Origin of the sequence: Thioclava sediminum, assembly GCF_002020355.1 — a bacterium.
Lineage (GTDB): Bacteria > Pseudomonadota > Alphaproteobacteria > Rhodobacterales > Rhodobacteraceae > Thioclava > Thioclava sediminum.
In genome coordinates this window covers 97,987-115,984 of sequence record NZ_MPZV01000003.1, presented here as the reverse complement: position 1 = coordinate 115,984, position 17,998 = coordinate 97,987, and the positions used below count along the sequence as shown (strand labels likewise).

Below are 17,998 nucleotides of genomic sequence, written 5' to 3'. Positions count from 1 at the left end.
TCGGCCGAATGATTATCACCGGCTCAGTTAGGAGCTGACCCGCCAAGATGCTGATTTTCTGGACACAAAAACTCGTCTTCCTCGCCACGCCGAAGGCAGGTTCCTCTGCGGTCGAGACCGCGCTGGAGTCTTTGGCCGACGTCGCACTGACCCGTCCGGCTGTTCTCAAACACGCCTCGGCCCGCGATTTCCAGGATCATCTTGCGCCGTTGCTGTCGTCGAAGACCGAGGCCAGTTTCACCACGGTCGCGTTGATGCGCGAGCCGCTCGACTGGTTGCGGTCGCTCTATCGTTTTCGACTGCGCGATTTGATAGAGGAAAGCGACATTTCAGCCGGCTATTCCTTCGACCAATTCGCGCGCGATTACATCGAGGACCCGCGCGCAGGGTTCAGTGACGTGCCCAGTCAGGCCGCATTTCTGTGTGATGATGCGGGCACGCCGCTGGTGGACCGGATTTTTCCCTATGAGCGGATCGAGGATTTCGTGCATTTTCTTGAAGATCAGCTCGGCTTCGCCATCACCCTGCCCCGCGTAAACGTCCCCCCGGCAGTCGAGACCGGGCTCGCCCCCGAGACCGAGGCCGCGCTGCGGGTTGCGATGCAAGACGATCTTGCGCTCTATGATCGGGTCACCCGCGCCTTAGCGTGAGAGCAAGTCCTGCACCGTCGCGGTCAACTCGCTCAGCGAGAACGGTTTCGGCAGGAAGACCGAATCCGGTACGGGGGACGTTCCGTTCTGGAACACTTCCTCCGCATAGCCTGACATGAAAACCGTGCGCTTGCCCGGCCGCGCCTCGAGCGCGCGGCTGACCCAGCTTGGCCCATCGAGCCCGGGCATGATCACGTCGGTGACGAAGATATCGACCTGCAAATCCGCATCTTCGAGCAGTTCCAGCGCCTCTTCCGCGCTTTCGGCCTCCAGCACGGTGTAGCCGCACAGCTTGAGCGCGCGCGCGGCGAAGGCACGCACCGGGGGCTCGTCCTCGACCAGAAGCACGGTCGCCTCGGCGGCAAGGGCCCGGTTCGCCTTTATTGGGAGCGGCGCAGCTTCCGCTTTGGGCACGACGGAAAGCGTCGTGGGGCCACGCGGGGCAGTTCGCGCCTCCGCGGCATCGCCGTCGGCGCGCGGCGTATCGCTTTCGTCACCAGCTTCATAGGCGGGCAAAAGGATCGTGAAGCTCGTCCCCGTCCCCAGAACGGAATCGCAAAAGATATACCCGCCGGTCTGTTTCACGATGCCATAGGCGGTCGAAAGACCGAGCCCTGTACCCTCGCCGGTGCGTTTGGTGGTGAAGAAGGGCTCGAAAATCTTGCTTAATTTATCGGCCGCGATACCGGTACCGGTATCGGTGACCTTGATCGCGACATAGTCGCCCTTCGGCACAGCCACACGGTCGCGGGTGCGGTTTTCGGCAAGGTGCACCGCGTCGGTCTCGATCCGAATCTCGCCCCCGCCGGGCATCGCGTCGCGCGCGTTCACCACGAGGTTCATGATGACCTGTTCGAGTTGCCGCTTGTCTGCGCGCACCCGCCCGGGATCGCTTTCATGCTTGACGCTCAGGACGACCTTTTCGCCAACCAACCGATTGAGCAGATGGGTAAGATCGGAAAGCGTGTCGTGCAGATCGAGGATTTCCGGCTTCAGCGTCTGCTTGCGCGAGAAGGCAAGCAATTGCCCCACTAGCGCGGCGGCGCGATTGGCATTCTGGCTGATCTGATCGAGATCGGCATAGTCGCCATCGCCCTTGTCGTGGCGCAGCATCAGCAGGTCGCAATGACCCGAAATCGCGGTGAGCAGATTGTTGAAATCATGCGCGACACCGCCTGCGAGCTGACCGATTGCCTGCATCTTCTGACTTTGTACGAATTGCGCCTCGAGCGTCTTGAGCTGCGTCGCGTCGGACAGGACGGCGAGCAGCCCCGCACGCCCGTTTTCCACGATCCGCGAGAGTGTAACCTGAAGAAAGACCTCCTTGTCGCCGCGCCGGGCGCGCAGCACTTCGGGTCGGCCATCGGCACGGCCTGCGAGCGCGTCGTTCACCCAGTCCGAGACCGGGCGCCCGAGCCCTTCGAGGAGGTCGGCAAGGCGGGTCTGTGGCTCGATCCCGCCAAGGAGGCCACGCGCGGCACGATTGGCTGCGCGCACCCGACCATGGGCCGACAGGCGCAGCATAGCGACGGGCAGCGCCTCGAAATTCGCGCCTTCCGCGGCGGAGCGCGGTCCACCGATCGGGAGCAGATAAACCTCGGATCGACCGCCCACGCCTTCAAGCTGGGCCACGACCGCGGTGACGGGGCCGCCCTCTCCCTTGATCTCGTGCTCTTCGCCCGAGCGCAGTGGCAGATCGGTGAAAATACGATCGAGAGAGCGCACCCGCTCCCCCACGAGCCGCCGCAGCGCCTCGTTCATGAACAGGATCGTGCCGCCATTGGAGACGGTGAGCATCGGCAAGCTGATCGTTTCCGCGCCGCGCCCGCCAATCGTCCGTTCGGCCATATCTTCGAGCCGCCAGAGAAAATCGCCCGAGCCGATACGATGAACAGAGAGCCGCAGATGGCCGCGCCGGGTCACGAGATCCTCGCGCGCGGCCCCCGTCGCCTCTGCCTTGCTTTGCAGGCGGCGCAACACCGCGCCCGGATCAGCGAAGAGTTCCGCCAGGGTTCGCGCCAGCCCCTGCCCGCCGCGCGAGCCGAAACGGTCCACGGCGGCGCGGTTCTGATAGCCGATCTCGCCTTCGGGATCCGTGGTAAAACTCGGCGCGGCGTCATGGGCGATGAAATTCGCGAGCGTTTCCTGCTGTCGTGCGCGCCGCCTTCGGTCCTGCGCCAAGGCCAGACGCAGCCAAGCGGCGGTGATCACGAGCGTTCCCGCGACGGAGAACATCGCCCAGGTCACCACCTCATCGGGCATCACGAAGGCGATCGCCGCCGCTATTCCCGCTGCAAGCAGCAAATAGACCGCACCCGGCGCCAGCGCCGCCATCGTCTTCGAGAGTGGCTGCAGCATCAATTCGTTCCGCCCCACGCTCGCCTCCCTGCCTGACAGATCGGCCCCATAGCGCGGTAAAATAATTAAAACCCAATTAACGCGACTAGACTTTCAACTGACGATTGAGTCAATCACGCAGCCGTGATCCGGGCGGTAAAAGTGGCAGAAAAATCAGAGCTGGGGCTGGGCGACGAAAAACCCGTCTCCACCGGAGAGCGGCGTGAATTGCCGCTGCGACACGAGCTCGCAGCCGTGACGCGTCACGAAATCGGCGATCTGCGCTCCATTCTCGACCGAGAGAAGCGAGCATGTCATGTAAACCAGTCGTCCGCCGGGTGCGACGAGGTCGCGGGCGACGTCGAGAATTTCGCTCTGCAGGGTCACGAGTTCGGCCAGCCGCGCAGCACTCAGACGCCATTTCGCATCCGGCGCCCGGCGCCAGGTCCCCGAGCCCGAACAGGGCGCATCGACCAAGACGAGGTCATAGCCCGTCCCAGGATCGCCCGGCGCGCGCATGGCCACTTTCGTCCCGGCCCGTTTCGCACGGACGGGCAGATCGCGCATCCGCCCCGCATCGATGTCGTGCGCGGCGATCTGCGCCTCGGGACAGGCTGCCGCCAGCGCCAGCGCCTTGCCCCCGCCACCCGCGCAATAATCGAGCACGCGCTGACCCGCCGCGATCGGGACAGAGGCGATGGCCGCTTGCGACGCCGCATCCTGCAACTCCACCAGACCGTTCGTGTAAGCCTCAGCCTGCTGAATGCGCCGCGCGCCCTCGCCAAGCTCCAGCGCCGTCTCTGCCAGCGGATGCGGAAACGCCTCGATTCCATCCTTGGCGAGCGCGGCGATCGCCTCGGCGCGGTCTGCTTTTGCGAGATTGACGCGCAGGAAGACCGGCGCGCGGGCGCGCATCGCCTCGGAAATGGCGTTGAAGTCCGGCCCGAGATCGGCGGCAAGCTGGTCGCGCAGCCAATCGGGCCAGTCCAATTGCGCAATGTCGTCGGGCAAAGGCTTGGACAGGGCCGCGCGCTCCTCGTCGGAGAGAGGATCAGGCGCAAAGCCCTCGCCTGTGAAGACCGTTGCGGGATCGGTGCCCTGCAAACGGAGCAGCCCGGCGACCAAGGCGCGTCCCTGCGCCCCGCCCCCGGCAAGCGCGGCACTCGCCTTGCAGCGCAACACATCGAAGACGTGATCGCGGATCGCCGCGCGGTCCTTGGAGCCCGCGAACCGGTGGCCGCGCGCCCAGTTGGTCAGCGCGCGCTCGGCCACCTCGCCCGTCTGGATGCGGTCGAGAATATCGATGGCGGCGGCATAGCGCGCGGCGGGCGTCATGGGCGGGCTCCGAAACAAGCTGTGATCTGGGGGCGTTGTAGGCGGCGGCGGGGACCGGCGCAACGTCGCGCTGCAAAGACCGCAGCCCGAAGCATCGCGCGCCCAAATGTGTCGATTCCGATCAATTTCAGCCCCATTTTCGCAATTTCGCCATATTTACGCCGCGGTAGTTTCGCTTTTTGCAACTGGAGATAGTTAATCAACCGTTTTCAACCATGGGGCGTCCTGTCTTGAAGCGTTTAAAGAGTTTCTTCTCCGCCGAAGACGGCGCCACAACGATCGAAGCATTGCTCTGGCTGCCGTTGTTTATCGGGATGCTCGCCGCCACCGTCGATGTTTCCCTCATCTTCAACGCCCAGTCGCGGATCCTCGGTATCGTGCAGGATGTCGATCGCGCCTACTCGGTTGGGCGGTTCGAGAATGACGAGGACACGATGGCGCGCCTGCGCGCCCTGCTGCCCTATGACGAAAATACGTACACGGTCGACACGCAGGTCACAGACGGGATCATCGAGACCCGCGTGACGATCCCGATGTCCGAACTCGTCGCTACAGGTCTTTTCACCAGAGTTCTCAACATGGACCTCACGGTCCACGACTACCGCTACATGGAGTCCTGACATGAACCGCGTAACGATTACCGATTTTACCGCTGAAGAAGATGGCATGATCACCCAGCTTTCGCTGTTCTGGACGATCCTGTTCCTCGCTGTCGGCAGCCTCGCGCTCGACGTCTCGAACGGCTATCGCAATCGGGTGGTGATGCAGGACGCGGCCGATGCGGCGGCGCTCGGCGCGATGTATCTCTCCTCTGACCCGCTGATCACCAAAGACGAGGCGAAGACCCGTGCGGCCCAGCTGGCGCATTCCAACCTCGCCTCCGATGACGGGACTTCGGTGATCACCAAAGACGACGTGACCTTCGGCTATTACGACGCGACCAATCACCGCTTCGTCACGGATTACGCCGAAGACCTCGATCTGAGCCCGGCCGTCCGCGTGATGGCCCATCGCACGACCGAGCGCGCGAACGCCGCACCCACCTTCTTCGGCAAGGTGATCGGTCAGGACGGTTGGCAAATCAACACCGGCGCCGTGGCCGAAGCCTATCAGCCCGCCTGCCTCACCGAAGGTCTGGCCGCGAAAGGCGTTATCGACCTGCAATCGGGCAACAGCTTCGCTTCGGGCTTCTGCCTCTATGCGGCGCAATATGTTTCGCTCAATCAGAACAACCTCTTCGAGAGCGGCGCGATCGTGTCGATGCCCGACACCAGCAAGCTCGACATTCCCGCCTCGGGCTTCACGAAGAATGACGGGCTGCAAGAGGCGCTGCGCACCTCCTTCTACAAGCTGCGCGTGCTCGACCGGATTCCGAAAATCATCCAGTCCATGCGGGACGGCACCGGCTACTTGCCGGCCTATATCACGAACAGAACCCCGACGGTCCTTACCGGAACGAAGCTTGAAACTACCGATTTCACCCCCGGCAATCTCTATGTGCTCGACTGCAATTCGAGCGTGACGATCTCGGTGCCGAGCAAGGTCGACGACACTGTGACGACCGATCCGAGCGTGCTCTCAGAAGTCGCGGTGATCGCGAGCTGCCCGGTGAAATTCGGCAATGGCGTCGCGCTCGAAAACGCGATCTTCGCGAACACCTCGACCGATGATCGCAGCTTCTCGGCTCCGCAGGGGCTGCGGATCGGGCGTAACGACAATTGCGCCCCCGATGGCGGCGCGAAGCTGATCACGATGGGTGGCGTCTCCTCGGCGGCGAAAATCTCCTTCTACGGCGGTCAGATCCTCGCAATGAAGGATGTGAGCTTCTCGGCGCAGGCCGACGGGATCGAAGGCGTCGCGATCGTCTCTGGCGGCAAGATCGACGGCACCTCGAACTCGCGCTTCGGCCATTGCGACACCGGGATGGAAGGCAATATCGAGATGAGCTACTTCCGGCTGCGGATGTAACCGGCTTGCGGCGGAGCGTCAGTCGCGCAAAGCGCGATTGAAACGGTCCGCCCAAGATGGGATAGGAGAGGCTAGGCTATCGCCGCTCCTGTCTCACCCGCTCCGAGGTCGCCATGCAAGATCGCGCCGCTTCCGCGCAACCGCACGCCCTGCCGCGCGTCGTCGCAATCGGGTTCAACAAATGCGGCACGCGCTCGCTGGCCGAGCTGTTCCGCGCCGCGGGTCACCCCACCGTTCACCACAAGATCCGCGAAGGCCGCCCCGTGCCGCGCCGCATCGGCCGGGTGATGCGCGAGAACCTCGCCGCCGGGCGCAAAGTCTTTGCCAGCGCCGAGAATTTCACCTTCTACTGCGACCTGATCTACAGCGACGGCACCGTGACCTGGGAAGGCGCCACGGCGTTCCGCGAGATCCTGCGCGACTATCCCGACACGATCCTGCTGCTGAACTTCCGCGACCGCGAAGGCTGGATCGCCTCGCGCCTCAAGCATGGCCATGGCGAGTTTGCCAAGCGCGAACTGGCGGCGCGGGGGCTGACCGATCTCGAAGTACTGAAGGATCAATGGTGCGCGGAATGGGATGCGCATCTGGCCGATGTGCGCGCCTATATGGCCGACAAGCCGGATCAATACGTGGAATTCGATCTGGATCACGACAGCGCCGACGACCTCGCGGCCCGCCTGCCCGCCTATGGGCTCGATGCGGCGGATCTGCAGGATATCGGACGCACGCGCGGCAAGAAGATGCACCCGCTCAAGCGCTTGGCGAAAAAGCTCAACGCCCATCTGCGGCCGCGCTTCTTCCGCTGACCCCTCCGATCCGCGATTGCACGGCCCCGCCCGCTGGGGCTATTGAGGGCGCGTAACTCAAAAAGGTGTCGCATGAAGAAACAGATCATCTGTATCCGCTGGGGCAAGAAATACGGCGTCGATTACGTCAACCGCCTCTACGGAATGGTCGCGCGCCATGTGACGCCGCCCTTCGATTTCTACTGCTTCACCGACACGTTCGAGGGGCTCGATCCGGGTATCACCGCGATGCCGCTGCCCGAACTCGATTGCGACATGCCCAATGTTCGTCAGGGCATCTGGGGCAAGTCGCGGCTGTGGCGCTCGGATCTGGGCGGGCTGTCGGGGCCGGTGCTGTTTCTCGACCTCGACGTGGTCGTGACCGGCAATCTCGATGCGATGTTCGAGTACGGCGACCCCGATGACGTGATCCTGACCCGCAACCCGAACACCCCGTTCGAGCGGCTGGGCCAGACCTCGCTCTACCGTTTCCCGATCGGCAAGCTGGCGCCGTTGCGCGAGGAATTCCTCGCCGATCCTCAGGGCACGGCGGAGAAATACGTCTTCGAGCAGCGTTTCGTGACGCGGCGCACGCCGGGTGGTGTGAAGTTCTGGCCGAAGGGCTGGGTCGCGACCTTCAAGTGGCACTGCATCCGGCAATTCCCGATGAACTTCTTCGCACCGCCGAAACTGCCGAAGGATGCGAAAGTCGTGATCTTCCCCGGCGGGCTGAACCCGATCGACGCGATCGAGGGGCGCTGGAACAGCCGCTCGACCCATATGGCGCCGATGGAGCATGTGAAAGCTGGCCTGCGCGGTGAGCGGGATGGATCGATGCTGCGCCACCTGCGGCATTTCCTCTGGCCCACGAAATGGGTCGAGGAGAACTGGCGCAAGGATCCTTAACCGGTGATCCCGAGGCGCGCGGCCAGATCGCGGGCGCGCGTATCCTCGACCGTGTCCGCCTCGACGCTGTTCACGGTGCGCATCACCTTGCGGCGATAGGCCTCGCGCTTGGCCACAAGGTTCGGCCCGCGCGCGATCTTGGCCTCCAGATCGGCTTTCGAGCGCGTGTAATAGTGGTTCAGCTGCACGGCGGCGGTGGAGTAGAACTCCGCCTTGTCGCGCGCGCTCATGTCGGATTTCACCCCCGCGTCGTTCCACGTCACCTGCCCGTCCTCGGTCTCCATCGAATGAACGCGCAGCGCCGTCAGGCGGCACGGATCGACGAGCATCTTGAACGCCCGCAGCCCCGGCGCATCCCCCATCGGATCGCGTGCACGGGTGGTGAAATTGGCGAGCATCCCGCCCTCGGGCGTCGTCTCGTGGCCGGAGAATCCGAACATGTGCCACGGCAGCGAGACATTCGGGATATCGCCCAGAGGCGCAAGTGCGGCGTTCAGATCGTCGCCCGCAGTGGGGATCAGGAATTCGTCCACGTCGATGAAGGCCATCCAGCGCACGTTGCTCCCGAAATTCCCAGCCGCATGGGCATAGGCGAGCACCTGATTGTGGATCTCGCGCCCGAGACGGATATCGCTCAGCCGCTGTGCCCAGGGAATGATCGTGAGCGCCTCGGGCGGTAGCGCGCCTTGCAGCACCGCGCGGGTCTCATCCGTGCAGGCATCGTCATAGATTACGAAATGCCGCACGCCTGCCGCATGGTGGAACCGCGCCCATTCGCCGATGAACCGCGCCTCGTTGCGCACGATCGCGGCAATCGCGATGCCATGACGGTCCGGACGCGGCTCGGGCGTGGTGATCCCGAGCTTCGAGATTTTCGCCCGGCCCAGCAGTTTTCGCAGCATTCGCGCCTCCGGTCCGAGTCACGAACGGGACGCTCCCGCTCAATCGTCGGATTTGTAGCTGTAGCGGTAGTTATAATGATATTGGTAATGGCCGCCATAGCGCTCACTCGCCTCGGCCTTGAAGCCGTTGAGGACCGCACCGGTAATCGACGTGCCCGCCGCCTCGAAGCTCGCCTGCACCGCGCGCACCGCGCCCTGCATCGTCTCGAGATGGCGTGCCACCGCGATGCTCGCGCCCACGGACCGTCCGATCACGACCGGGTCGGTCACGGCCAGCGCGGGCGGCGCGTCGACGATGATCAGATCGAATTCGCTATCGAGTTGGCGCAGCATGGTGCCGAACTCGGCCCGCATCAGCAGCTCGGACGGGTTCGGCGGGTAACGGCCCGAGGTGATGACTTTCAGCCCCTCGACCGGCCCGTCGCGCATCACCTCCGCCAGCGATTTCTCATGGCCGAGATAGTCGGAAAGGCCTTCAGCCGTTTTCGGCAGATGCAGGAAGCGCGCGAGGTAGCCTTTGCGCATATCCGCATCGATCACACAGACCCGCTGCCCTGCCTGCGCCGCAACCACGGCGAGGTTGATCGACATGAAGGTCTTGCCGACGCCCGGCGCGGCGGAGGTGATCTGGATCGAGTTGGTCTGCGCATCCAGCAGCCCGAAATGCAGCGAGGTGCGCAAGGAGCGCAGCGCCTCGGTCGCGACCGCCTCGGGGTGCTCCAATGCGAAAATCGGCAGGTCCCCCTTGCGGTTGCGCAGATCCGCGGCTTCCTGTGCGAAGGGCACGGTTGCGAAGACCGGGAGGCCGAGCGCCTCGATCTCTTCGGCGCCCTTGATCCCCCGGCGCAGCGCGCGACGGATCAGCACGATGGCCGCCCCGATGATCAGGCCGAGGATGGCTGCGAGGGCCACGATCCGCGATTTGCGCGGCGCGACCGGAATCGTGCTCGCATAGGCTTTGTCGATCACGCGCACCGATCCCACCGTGGAGGCGCGCACAACCTTCAGTTCCTGCGAGCGGTTCAGCAGCTGCGTGTAGACCTGCTGCGCCACTTCGAGATTGCGCTGCAGGTTGAAGATGTCCTTCTGCGTCTCCGGCAGGCCTTGGGTCGCCTTCTTCGCCTGATCCAGCTGCGCCTGCAGTTCTTTGCGGTTCTGCAGCAGCGCCTGATAGGCCGGGTGATTGACCGTGTACTGGTTCTTCAGCTCCGCCTCTTTCAGATCAAGCGCGGAGAGTTCGCCTTCGATCTTGGTGACGCGTTCCAGCAGGGCCTGCGTCTCGTATTTGACGTCGACCGATTTTTGCTTCTGACGATAGGCATTCAGCGCCTGCTCCGCGTCGGACACGTTTTGGCGGGCGTCGGGAAGCTGCTTTTCGATGAAATCGAGGCTGTTCTCAGCGGAGGCCGAATTGCGCTCGATATTCTGCTCCACGAAGGAGGTCGCGATCGCATTCAGAATCGCTTCGGCCCGCTGCCGATCGGTGTCCTGATACGAGGTCTGAAGGATATTCGAGCCGCGCGGACTTTCGGAGACCGAGAAATTCTCTTTCATCGTCTTGATCGCGGCGTTGAGCGATTGCCGCCCGACGTAGAATTCCCGTCCGGTCGGGGCATCCATCGACGCCACGGCCAAGGTGAAATCGCCATCACGCGCCGTGATCTCATGGCCCACCGTACCTGCGAGATCGGTCCCGTCCGGCAGCGTGACTTCGTAGCTATCCGCACCGGTGACGCGCAGGTCGATCATCTCGCCCAGCCATTGCTCCGGCACCTTCATGCGCCCGATCTGAAGGCTCTCATTGCCCCATTGATACTGATCGAGCAGTCCCGGATCGGGCAGATGCAGATTGGTCGGCAGCAGACCAATCACCGGCAAGCGCTGCGGGATCACGAAATTCTGCAGATTGAGCTTGTTGGCCGCCTCCCCCAGAACGAGCCGCGAAGACATGATCGCGATCTGGGTTTCCGCCTCCGATTTGCCGCCACCGTCGCTGCCGAGAATGTCCTGCATCGAGGTCGGGAGTGCCGCCAACGCGTTTTGCGATTGCTCGAGCTGCAGGAGACCGGTGGCCTGATAGATCACCGGTTTGCGCAGCGCGATGAAGGCACCGAGGCTCACGGCGATGACGAAGGCCAGCGCGATCCATTTCCAGCCCGCCAGAAGCGCGCCAGCCAGCGCCATCAGGTCGATCTCGTCATCCTCGACTTCTGGCTGCGCGGCGTGTTTCTGCGTCATTTCGGAAATTTGCTTCATCTGTCCCGTTCAAACTCTCAAATGCTTATTCAAAACCGTGCCTATGCCGCCCTGACGCGGATCAACGTTTCTGTGCGAGCCGCGAGACCCATGCCTCGCTCGCGGCGGAAATCTCGGTGAAGGCCTTGCGATGGGCGTCGATCGGTTCCCGGTACGGGTCGGCGATCCCTTTGCTCCCCATCCACTGATCGAACAGCATCACCCGCCCGCCCAGTTGCGGCGCGCGGCGCGAGATCTCGCGCTTGTGGCCCGCCTCCATCACGAGGATCAATTCGTGCTCGGCGCCGATCTCGGCAGTGAACTGGCGCGCAACGTGACCCTCAAGGCTCAGCCCGTGTTCCGCACAGACCTCGGTCATGGTCCTGTCCGCGTTCGCGCCAACAACTGCACCGATGCCCGCCGAACTGACCTTGCAGTCAGGCAGGGCCGCGGCCAGAAGCCGTTCGCCCACCGGGGAGCGGCAGATATTGCCGACGCAGACCACGAGGATGGATCCGACTTTCGCCATGGATCAGTTCGCGAGCGCGGAGGCCGCGCGCGCCGTGCTCAGCGTCGGAAGGATGTTGGAGACCACGCGGTTCCATTTCGCGACCGGTGCGGTCGTGACATAGACGACGTCCTGCGGATGCAGGAAGAATTTCGTGCCGACCACGTAGGCCGCCGCGCTCGACGTATCGAGCTGGAACACGATCACCCCGCTCGGGCTGTCGCGGAATACGAAGACACCGCGCGCATCGGCCTGATTGGTGTTCAGCCCGCCGACGGAGGTGACGGCTTCGGTGAGGCTCACGTCATCCTTGGTCAGGTCGATCGGACCGGGTTTCACCAACTGACCCAGCAGATAGGCTTCGAGCTTCGTCGCGCGCTGCACCGAGACGACATCGCCATTGCGCAGCACGGGGTTGTTCGAGGCGATGCCCTGGTTGAGGAAGGCCTGCAGATCGACCGCGTAGCTCCGCCCGCCACGGCGGACGAGCACCTGGCGCGCATCGGCCGTCTCATTCAGGCCGCCCGCCTCGTTGATCGCATCAAGCAGCGTAAGCGACTTGGAGGTCAGCGGGATCCGCGCAGGCTTGCCCACCTCGCCGGTGACGGAGACGGTCTGCGAGTTGTAGCCCACGACGCGCACCGAAACCTGCGGCGAGGGAATGAACTCCTTCAGCTGGCGCGAGAGATCGGCGCGCACCTGCTCCGGCGTGCGGCCCGCGGCGCGCACGTTGCCGACATAGGGATAGTAGAAGGTGCCGTCCGAATTGACGCGCAGACCACCCTCGGCGGGCGTCCGGGTCGAGCCCGCGGGCGAGGTCAGCTCGGGATGCTCATAAACCACGATATCAAGCAGGTCGCCCGGCCCGATCCGATAATTCCAGTAGTCGCTCGAGGGCAGCGTCGTGCGTCCGCCGCTGAGATCGGACGGCGCACCGAAAGTGGCCACATTGGCGAGGCTGAGCCGCACGATTGCGACATCGCCCGCCGCCGGATCCTCGACGGAACTGACATTGCGGGTGTTGACCGGAAAATTTGTGGCCGAGGTGTCGCAGGAGGCCAAAAAGAGCAACGCGCAAAGCGCCGCGAAAATCCTCGTCATTGCCCCCATCGTGCCCTCCTGAGCCTCGTTACCTATGCCTGCCACCCATTCCTCGGCCAAGGGACCTGAGACGGGCTTCATCTAGCGCCTCTGAATAGAGAAGCTGTCGCTGTTTTCAACCGCCCATTCATACTTCGGCATGAATCGCCCGCCAAGCCTTTCAACCTTGTGGCGAGCAGCGCACAGCGTGAAACCGGATTGATTTCATCGCGTTCGTGACACCGTTCGGGCGACGCAACGTCACCCCGGGTCTCACGAAGAGGTGATGAGGCGTTGTCGCGAATACTCGCCTAAGGCGTGTGAAAGGACGTTGACCCCCGGGAACAAAGTTAAGTATCTCTCTATCGACGGTATTCGTACGATTTTCAGTATTTTTCACTCTATCGCGTTAGCAAAATATTAAGATTTGCCGCCGCGATAATGATTTTTATTGCCGGGGGGCAGTGTATGATTGGTCTTGAGTATGTTGTGACAGCTTTTGTTGCGTCGCTGTTAATGGCGGTCCTGATCGTTGCGACCAAGAGCTTTCATGGCAAACTCACGCTCGATGGCGATCATGGTGTCCAGAAAATCCACGCAGCTCCAACTCCACGCATCGGGGGCTTTGCGCTCCTCGCAGGCGCGTTGGCTGCCGGCCTGACGCTCGATGCGCAGACGCAGGCGCTCTGGTGGACGATCTGCCTTTGCGCCATTCCCGCCTTCGGCTCCGGCGCGATCGAGGACATTACCAAGAAAGTCTCTGCTAAATGGCGCCTGATCGCCACCGTGTGCGCCGGGCTGATCTTCTGCCTCGTATCCGGCTATCATATTCATCGCTCGGATATTCCCGGCCTCGACTACGTGCTGCTCCACTACCCGGCCTTCGGCATCGCGCTCAGCGCCATCGCGATCGGCGGGATCGCCAATTCGCTCAACATCATCGATGGCGTGAACGGGCTCGCATCCGGCTCCGCGATCATTGTTTTCTCCGCCTTCGCGGTGATCGCCGGACAGACCAATGACGGACCGATCCTCGCGATTTGTCTGCTGATGATCGGCTCGATTGCGGGGTTCTTTGTGATGAATTTCCCCTCCGGCAAGCTGTTTTACGGCGATGCCGGGGCCTATGCGACGGGGTTCGTGCTCGCGGTGATCGGAATTGTCCTTCCCGCCCGAAATCATGAGATTTCCCCGCTGATCGCCGTACTCGCACTCGCCTATCCGTGGATCGAAACCGTGGTCTCGATCCGGCGTCGCGTGAAGCGGGACGGCACGCATCCTGGAGCGGCGGACCGCCTGCATCTCCACAGCCTCGTCTATCGCAGCCGCGCGAAACGAATCGCCGAGTCGCTCGGACGCCCGGAGATGCGCAATCCGATCACCTCGGTTGTGCTCTGGTCGCTCAGCTTGATCGCATGTTCCATCACTGTGCTCAGCGCGACCTCCCCCGCAGCCCTCGGTGCAGGCGTGGGCGTGGTCTTCGTCTGCTACATGCTGATCTACCGCCGCGTCGCGCTTGGCAGCAAATTGCGTCGCGCGATGGCGACTTCCCGCCGTGAACGGGTAAAAATCTAACGCAAATAGGCCCTTATCAACTCGGCCCGCAAAGTTGCGCAGCATGTCTGCGTGTATCTTTTCAGGTGGCGCCGAGCGCTGATTGGCGCATTGAGTCTTACCTATCCTGCGCGGATCGGCGCTCGTCACCACCTCGCCGGGGCCGTAACCGGCCCAAGCGGTCCCTACTTAGCCACCTCGCGATACGGCGCTTCGTCCTGCATAGGTGCAACACTCTCGCAGAGCATCATCCACACCAGAGCCGCGAGAGGAAAAATTGCGAGTCCCGTAAGCATCGCGTGAATCCCCATTCACCTCATACCCGTCACAAATATGTCATATCACAGGATGCGCGAATCGGCATGAAATAAAGTTGCTGGAGCCGCTGTCCATTTGGACAGTTTCTCTGGCCTGACTTAGGTTTAGCCCGAATCAAAAAGGCCCCGCAGATGCGGGGCCCTTCTTATTCTCGGCTCGAACGGATCAGTTCGTGCCGTTGGTCCCGTTGGTCCCATTGGTACCGCCGCCGCTGCCCATCGCAGCCGCTGCAAGACCGACACCAATGATCACCGCTGCGACCGGGGTGGCGCCGCTAAGAGTGCTCTTCGTCGCCTTGGGCGTGCAAGTCACAGCGACGTTCCCGTCGGCGTTGTAAACGGCATCGGAAACGGCCGTTTCACAAACGTTATTGGCTTTTGCCCAAGCGACGAGCGCGTCATGGCTGAGATTGGCCGGCGCTTGCAGATCCTGGGCCGCCCCCGGAAGGGCGCCGGCGAGAGTAGCTGCCACTGCAATGGCACCGGTAAAGAACTTCGTCATCGAAACCTCCGATTAGGTTGGGATAGGTAAGACATGATAATCTTATATTAATCTTTTGGTGAACCATAGGGTTAATTAATCCCGAACGGTTCAACCGGCTTAGTTGAGCACACCAATCGCGATCTGCCCGACAGTAGGGGAAACCCATTGCCGCCCGGCTTGGATCCGTCCCTTTTTATTGGTCCAATAAATATTGGTGACGGTCATTTTCGGATTGCTGCATTTTTCTTCGTGACGCAGCAAATTCTGCCCCGCGAGGGTTTCGTTTCCGGCTGTCGTCATTTCGCAGCCAAGCAGGACATAATCGGAATGGTTGTCCGCCGTGAGGAAGCGGTAGGTCCGGCGATAGGCGCCGATCTTCGTCCCGCGAAGGGCGGCGAGCGTCGGTCCGGAGTCCGCGGCCATCAGATCATCGCCTAAACCTCTGGTTGCAACCACCACGCCACGATCCACGGACACCGTGATGTCGTCATCCGTGCGCCAGGTCTCGACCGTGCCGTTACGCCCGGCCAGAGACAGGATCGCATTGGCGTCGCGCGACGGAATTACCACCTCGAGCCCGCGCGCAGGAGCGGTCTGCGTCACAACCTTCACGCCAACGCCCTCGCCTTGAGCTGTAGCAGTCGGCGCAGCCGCGCCCTGCCCCGCGGAACGGCTGCCCGAGAGCGTCACGGTATTGCTCAGATTTTCGAGCTGCGCACAGCCCCCCAGCGCAAGCAGCGCCGCACCGAAAACGAGTGATCTCATCGCCAGAACCGCTCCCAATTGCCGTCGAAGGAGGCGGGCTGATCCTCGCGCACCATCCCGTAAAGCCGGTTCGACACCCCCAGCCGCGCCCCGCCATCGCGCACGATCGGCTGAATCACGGTCGAATAGCGCTGCTTCGTCGTTTGACCCGTCGCCCAGTGAAGCGGGATCGTGATCATGAAGCCCTTGTCGAAGGAGCCCTCGCCGAAATCTGCCGAGGACACATCGGTCTTCGTCGCATAGACGCCGACCTTCCAGCCATTGTCGAAAACGCGCGAGAAGCTCAGCGTCGCCCCCCAGTCGCCCGCCAGATACCGGCCCACATCGAGCTGCGTATAGAACTGGTCGGTGAACTGGTAATAGGCCGACAGATGGCCCGTCGTGACCTCGTAATCGCGCAGATCGAAACGCTGGTCATAGCCGCGCTGGCGCACCCGGTTCAGCTCGGCCCCGAGCGCGAGACGGCTGTGCTCCGGCGCCCAGAGCAGCTCGGTCGAGACGCCCGCGAACATCGGCTCCAGATAGCCTGCCGTCACACGCCCGAAGAGATCGCGACCGGGACGGAAGAAATAGGCCCCCGTCAGTTCGGGAACCGTGGGGCCGGAATTCTTGTAATAGAGCCACGCATCCGAGCGCACATGTGGCAGCACCGAATCCGAGGGCCGGTTCGCTTGATTGAGATTGCCGATTACCTTCTGGTTCACGCGCCCGGACAGCAGCAGGCCCGGTGCGATCTCGTATTGCGCATTGACGCTGACACCCAGATCGGCGCGCATCGGATCGTCGGGATCGAACAGGCCCGGGCGCAGATACGGCCCGACATTCCACGAAAAGCGGGGATAGGTCCCGGGCGCAACCGGAAGGTGAGCGGGCGCTCCATCGATCTGGGCATGGGCCCGCATCAGCTCGCCGCCGACCGGGTGAAATTCATAGGCCTCGAGATCGTCACGGCGGATCGTCGTGGTCGAGACGGGCTGCGAATTTTCCGACAGGGTGATCGCGAACCGGTCGACGCTCGCCGGGGCCTGCGCGCTCAGCACGCGGGCCGCGCGCCCAATCGCCTCGGGCGGCGCGTTGTAGCGATCGTTGCGGATCTGGATCGCGAGGGTGGAGCCATTGAGCTTCGCGCCTTCCAGCACGAGGCCTTGCTGCGCCAAGCCCGGGCGGAGTTTCGCTGCGAGATAGGCCGGATCGTTGGTCCAGCTTTGCGCCGCCTTGACGCCCGCCCGCGGCACGACCGGCGGCGGCGCGTCATTGAGCCCGCTCGGATGGGCGTTGTGTTTGGGGTTCAGCGCATAGCTCAACTGCACGCTCAGATCGGTGCCGTAGAGATAGCCCGCCGTGATCGAGGCGTTGTCGCTGAGCTTATATTGCGCGGCGATATTGATCGGGGATTTGCGATCGAAGGTCGGGCCGTCCTCGCGCGTATAGGCGTCGGAGGAATATTCCGCCATCAGCCGCAGCCGGTCGGTCGCCTGCCATTCGACACCAGCGAACAGCGCCGCATCTCCGGTAAACCATTGCTGCGGCTGGAATGTCCCACCCTGCGCCCCGGTGCGTTCGCCGCGTGTCTTGAAGTGATCTCCCAGCACGCCCAGCGGATTGTCGAACCCGCCGTTCGACCCGAGCCGCCCCCAGCCAATCCCCGCCGTCGCGCGCAGTTTCGGCGTGACCGACTTGGTCGCCACGACGTATTCGCCGGAATAGACACCGGTGCCGGTCATGTCGTTGATGCCAATGGCCATCGCGGGCCGAAGGCGGCCCTCGTCGAGGAAACGATACTGGATCGAGAAGCTGCGGTCGTAGAGCGTATCGCCGCCCATGTAGTTCTTGATCGTCGAATACCGGAAGCCTGCCGACAGGCGCGGCGTGATCTGGAACGCGGCCGAGACGCGGGTTTGTCCTGCGAAAGTGAAGACGTTGAAGCCGAGCTCCGCATCTTCGCGGCTGCCCGCGACAGGCATGTCGATCAGGCCGGGGATGCCATAGCTATTATAGCCCCACGCGCGGTCGGCGGATTGCGCGCAGGCGGGACCAAACCCGACCCCTGCGAGCGCGCTGCTCGCCATCGCGAGGAAGAGGAAACGGGAGCGGTAGGGGCGCACCAACATGTGTGTAGAAATCCGGCTCGGTCACAATCAATTGGAGACCTAGCAGAGAGTCGTACTC

The 17,998-nt window shown here is 63.0% G+C and carries 15 protein-coding genes; 6 read left to right on the top strand and 9 right to left on the bottom strand.

Annotated features, from left to right (window positions below; translation table 11 throughout):
• Positions 1-47 precede the first annotated feature (47 nt).
• The gene (locus BMI91_RS12885; RefSeq protein WP_078572266.1) at positions 48-650 is read left to right on the top strand and encodes a hypothetical protein; all 603 of its coding nucleotides are present in this window, start codon (positions 48-50) and stop codon (positions 648-650) included.
• Here BMI91_RS12885 and BMI91_RS12880 read toward each other — a convergent pair.
• Both BMI91_RS12880 and BMI91_RS12875 read right to left on the bottom strand, forming a co-directional pair.
• The gene (locus BMI91_RS12880; protein WP_078605763.1) at positions 642-3,008 is read right to left on the bottom strand and encodes an ATP-binding response regulator; all 2,367 of its coding nucleotides are present in this window, start codon (positions 3,006-3,008) and stop codon (positions 642-644) included. The genes BMI91_RS12885 and BMI91_RS12880 overlap by 9 nt on opposite strands.
• Positions 3,009-3,161: 153 nt before the next feature.
• Entirely contained in the window at positions 3,162-4,322 is a 1,161-nt protein-coding gene (locus BMI91_RS12875; protein WP_078605236.1) for an RsmB/NOP family class I SAM-dependent RNA methyltransferase, read from the bottom strand.
• 230 nt (positions 4,323-4,552) lie between these two features.
• Here BMI91_RS12875 and BMI91_RS12870 point away from each other — a divergent pair, with 230 nt between their 5' ends.
• The 4 genes from BMI91_RS12870 to BMI91_RS12855 all read left to right on the top strand — a co-directional run bounded on the left by BMI91_RS12870 (position 4,553) and on the right by BMI91_RS12855 (position 7,984).
• Positions 4,553-4,942 (top strand): TadE/TadG family type IV pilus assembly protein, encoded by a 390-nt coding sequence (locus tag BMI91_RS12870; protein ID WP_158522156.1) that lies wholly within the window; start codon positions 4,553-4,555, stop codon positions 4,940-4,942.
• A gap of 1 nt (position 4,943) precedes the next feature.
• Positions 4,944-6,290, top strand: coding sequence for a TadG family pilus assembly protein (locus tag BMI91_RS12865; RefSeq protein WP_078605235.1), 1,347 nt, complete (start codon positions 4,944-4,946; stop codon positions 6,288-6,290).
• A gap of 113 nt (positions 6,291-6,403) precedes the next feature.
• On the top strand, positions 6,404-7,099 hold the full coding sequence (locus BMI91_RS12860; RefSeq protein ID WP_078605233.1) for a sulfotransferase: 696 nt from the start codon (positions 6,404-6,406) through the stop codon (positions 7,097-7,099).
• A gap of 72 nt (positions 7,100-7,171) precedes the next feature.
• The gene (locus BMI91_RS12855) at positions 7,172-7,984 is read left to right on the top strand and encodes a glycosyl transferase (protein WP_078601490.1); all 813 of its coding nucleotides are present in this window, start codon (positions 7,172-7,174) and stop codon (positions 7,982-7,984) included.
• Here BMI91_RS12855 and BMI91_RS12850 read toward each other — a convergent pair.
• From BMI91_RS12850 to BMI91_RS12835, 4 genes are all read right to left on the bottom strand, one after another.
• The gene (locus BMI91_RS12850) at positions 7,981-8,886 is read right to left on the bottom strand and encodes a glycosyltransferase family 92 protein (RefSeq protein WP_078605231.1); all 906 of its coding nucleotides are present in this window, start codon (positions 8,884-8,886) and stop codon (positions 7,981-7,983) included. The two genes, BMI91_RS12855 and BMI91_RS12850, sit on opposite strands and share 4 nt — an antisense overlap.
• A gap of 39 nt (positions 8,887-8,925) precedes the next feature.
• Positions 8,926-11,124 carry a polysaccharide biosynthesis tyrosine autokinase gene (locus tag BMI91_RS12845; protein WP_078605762.1) on the bottom strand — a complete coding sequence of 733 codons (2,199 nt, stop codon included), beginning with the start codon at positions 11,122-11,124 and terminating at the stop codon, positions 8,926-8,928.
• Positions 11,125-11,203: 79 nt separating this feature from the next.
• Entirely contained in the window at positions 11,204-11,650 is a 447-nt protein-coding gene (locus BMI91_RS12840; RefSeq protein WP_078605229.1) for an arsenate reductase/protein-tyrosine-phosphatase family protein, read from the bottom strand.
• Positions 11,651-11,653: 3 nt separating this feature from the next.
• Entirely contained in the window at positions 11,654-12,811 is a 1,158-nt protein-coding gene (locus tag BMI91_RS12835; RefSeq protein ID WP_244176632.1) for a polysaccharide biosynthesis/export family protein, read from the bottom strand.
• A gap of 414 nt (positions 12,812-13,225) precedes the next feature.
• Between BMI91_RS12835 and BMI91_RS12830 the strand changes: the two genes are divergently transcribed.
• Positions 13,226-14,284, top strand: a complete 1,059-nt coding sequence (locus BMI91_RS12830; RefSeq protein ID WP_244176631.1) for an MraY family glycosyltransferase — start codon at positions 13,226-13,228, stop codon at positions 14,282-14,284.
• Between the two features lie 462 nt (positions 14,285-14,746).
• Here the strand turns inward: BMI91_RS12830 and BMI91_RS12825 are convergent, their stop codons facing one another.
• From BMI91_RS12825 to BMI91_RS12815, 3 genes are all read right to left on the bottom strand, one after another.
• Positions 14,747-15,082, bottom strand: coding sequence for a hypothetical protein (locus BMI91_RS12825; RefSeq protein ID WP_078541095.1), 336 nt, complete (start codon positions 15,080-15,082; stop codon positions 14,747-14,749).
• A 99-nt stretch (positions 15,083-15,181) separates the two neighbouring features.
• On the bottom strand, positions 15,182-15,847 hold the full coding sequence (locus tag BMI91_RS12820; protein WP_146684090.1) for a YjbF family lipoprotein: 666 nt from the start codon (positions 15,845-15,847) through the stop codon (positions 15,182-15,184).
• Complete coding sequence (locus tag BMI91_RS12815; RefSeq protein ID WP_078605224.1) at positions 15,826-17,940, bottom strand: YjbH domain-containing protein; 2,115 nt, start codon at positions 17,938-17,940, stop codon at positions 15,826-15,828. The genes BMI91_RS12820 and BMI91_RS12815 overlap by 22 nt, the downstream gene beginning before the upstream one ends.
• Positions 17,941-17,998: the final 58 nt, after the last annotated feature.

Bases quoted from the DNA above. Each gene is read 5' to 3' on its own strand.
- BMI91_RS12885 (WP_078572266.1), top strand. From the start codon at position 48: ATGCTGATTTTCTGGACACAAAAACTCGTCTTCCTCGCCACGCCGAAG.
- BMI91_RS12880 (WP_078605763.1), bottom strand. From the start codon at position 3,008: ATGCTGCAGCCACTCTCGAAGACGATGGCGGCGCTGGCGCCGGGTGCG.
- BMI91_RS12875 (WP_078605236.1), bottom strand. From the start codon at position 4,322: ATGACGCCCGCCGCGCGCTATGCCGCCGCCATCGATATTCTCGACCGC.
- BMI91_RS12865 (WP_078605235.1), top strand. From the start codon at position 4,944: ATGAACCGCGTAACGATTACCGATTTTACCGCTGAAGAAGATGGCATG.
- BMI91_RS12860 (WP_078605233.1), top strand. From the start codon at position 6,404: ATGCAAGATCGCGCCGCTTCCGCGCAACCGCACGCCCTGCCGCGCGTC.
- BMI91_RS12855 (WP_078601490.1), top strand. From the start codon at position 7,172: ATGAAGAAACAGATCATCTGTATCCGCTGGGGCAAGAAATACGGCGTC.
- BMI91_RS12850 (WP_078605231.1), bottom strand. From the start codon at position 8,886: ATGCTGCGAAAACTGCTGGGCCGGGCGAAAATCTCGAAGCTCGGGATC.
- BMI91_RS12845 (WP_078605762.1), bottom strand. From the start codon at position 11,124: ATGACGCAGAAACACGCCGCGCAGCCAGAAGTCGAGGATGACGAGATC.
- BMI91_RS12840 (WP_078605229.1), bottom strand. From the start codon at position 11,650: ATGGCGAAAGTCGGATCCATCCTCGTGGTCTGCGTCGGCAATATCTGC.
- BMI91_RS12835 (WP_244176632.1), bottom strand. From the start codon at position 12,811: ATGAAGCCCGTCTCAGGTCCCTTGGCCGAGGAATGGGTGGCAGGCATA.
- BMI91_RS12830 (WP_244176631.1), top strand. From the start codon at position 13,226: ATGGCGGTCCTGATCGTTGCGACCAAGAGCTTTCATGGCAAACTCACG.
- BMI91_RS12825 (WP_078541095.1), bottom strand. From the start codon at position 15,082: ATGACGAAGTTCTTTACCGGTGCCATTGCAGTGGCAGCTACTCTCGCC.
- BMI91_RS12815 (WP_078605224.1), bottom strand. From the start codon at position 17,940: ATGTTGGTGCGCCCCTACCGCTCCCGTTTCCTCTTCCTCGCGATGGCG.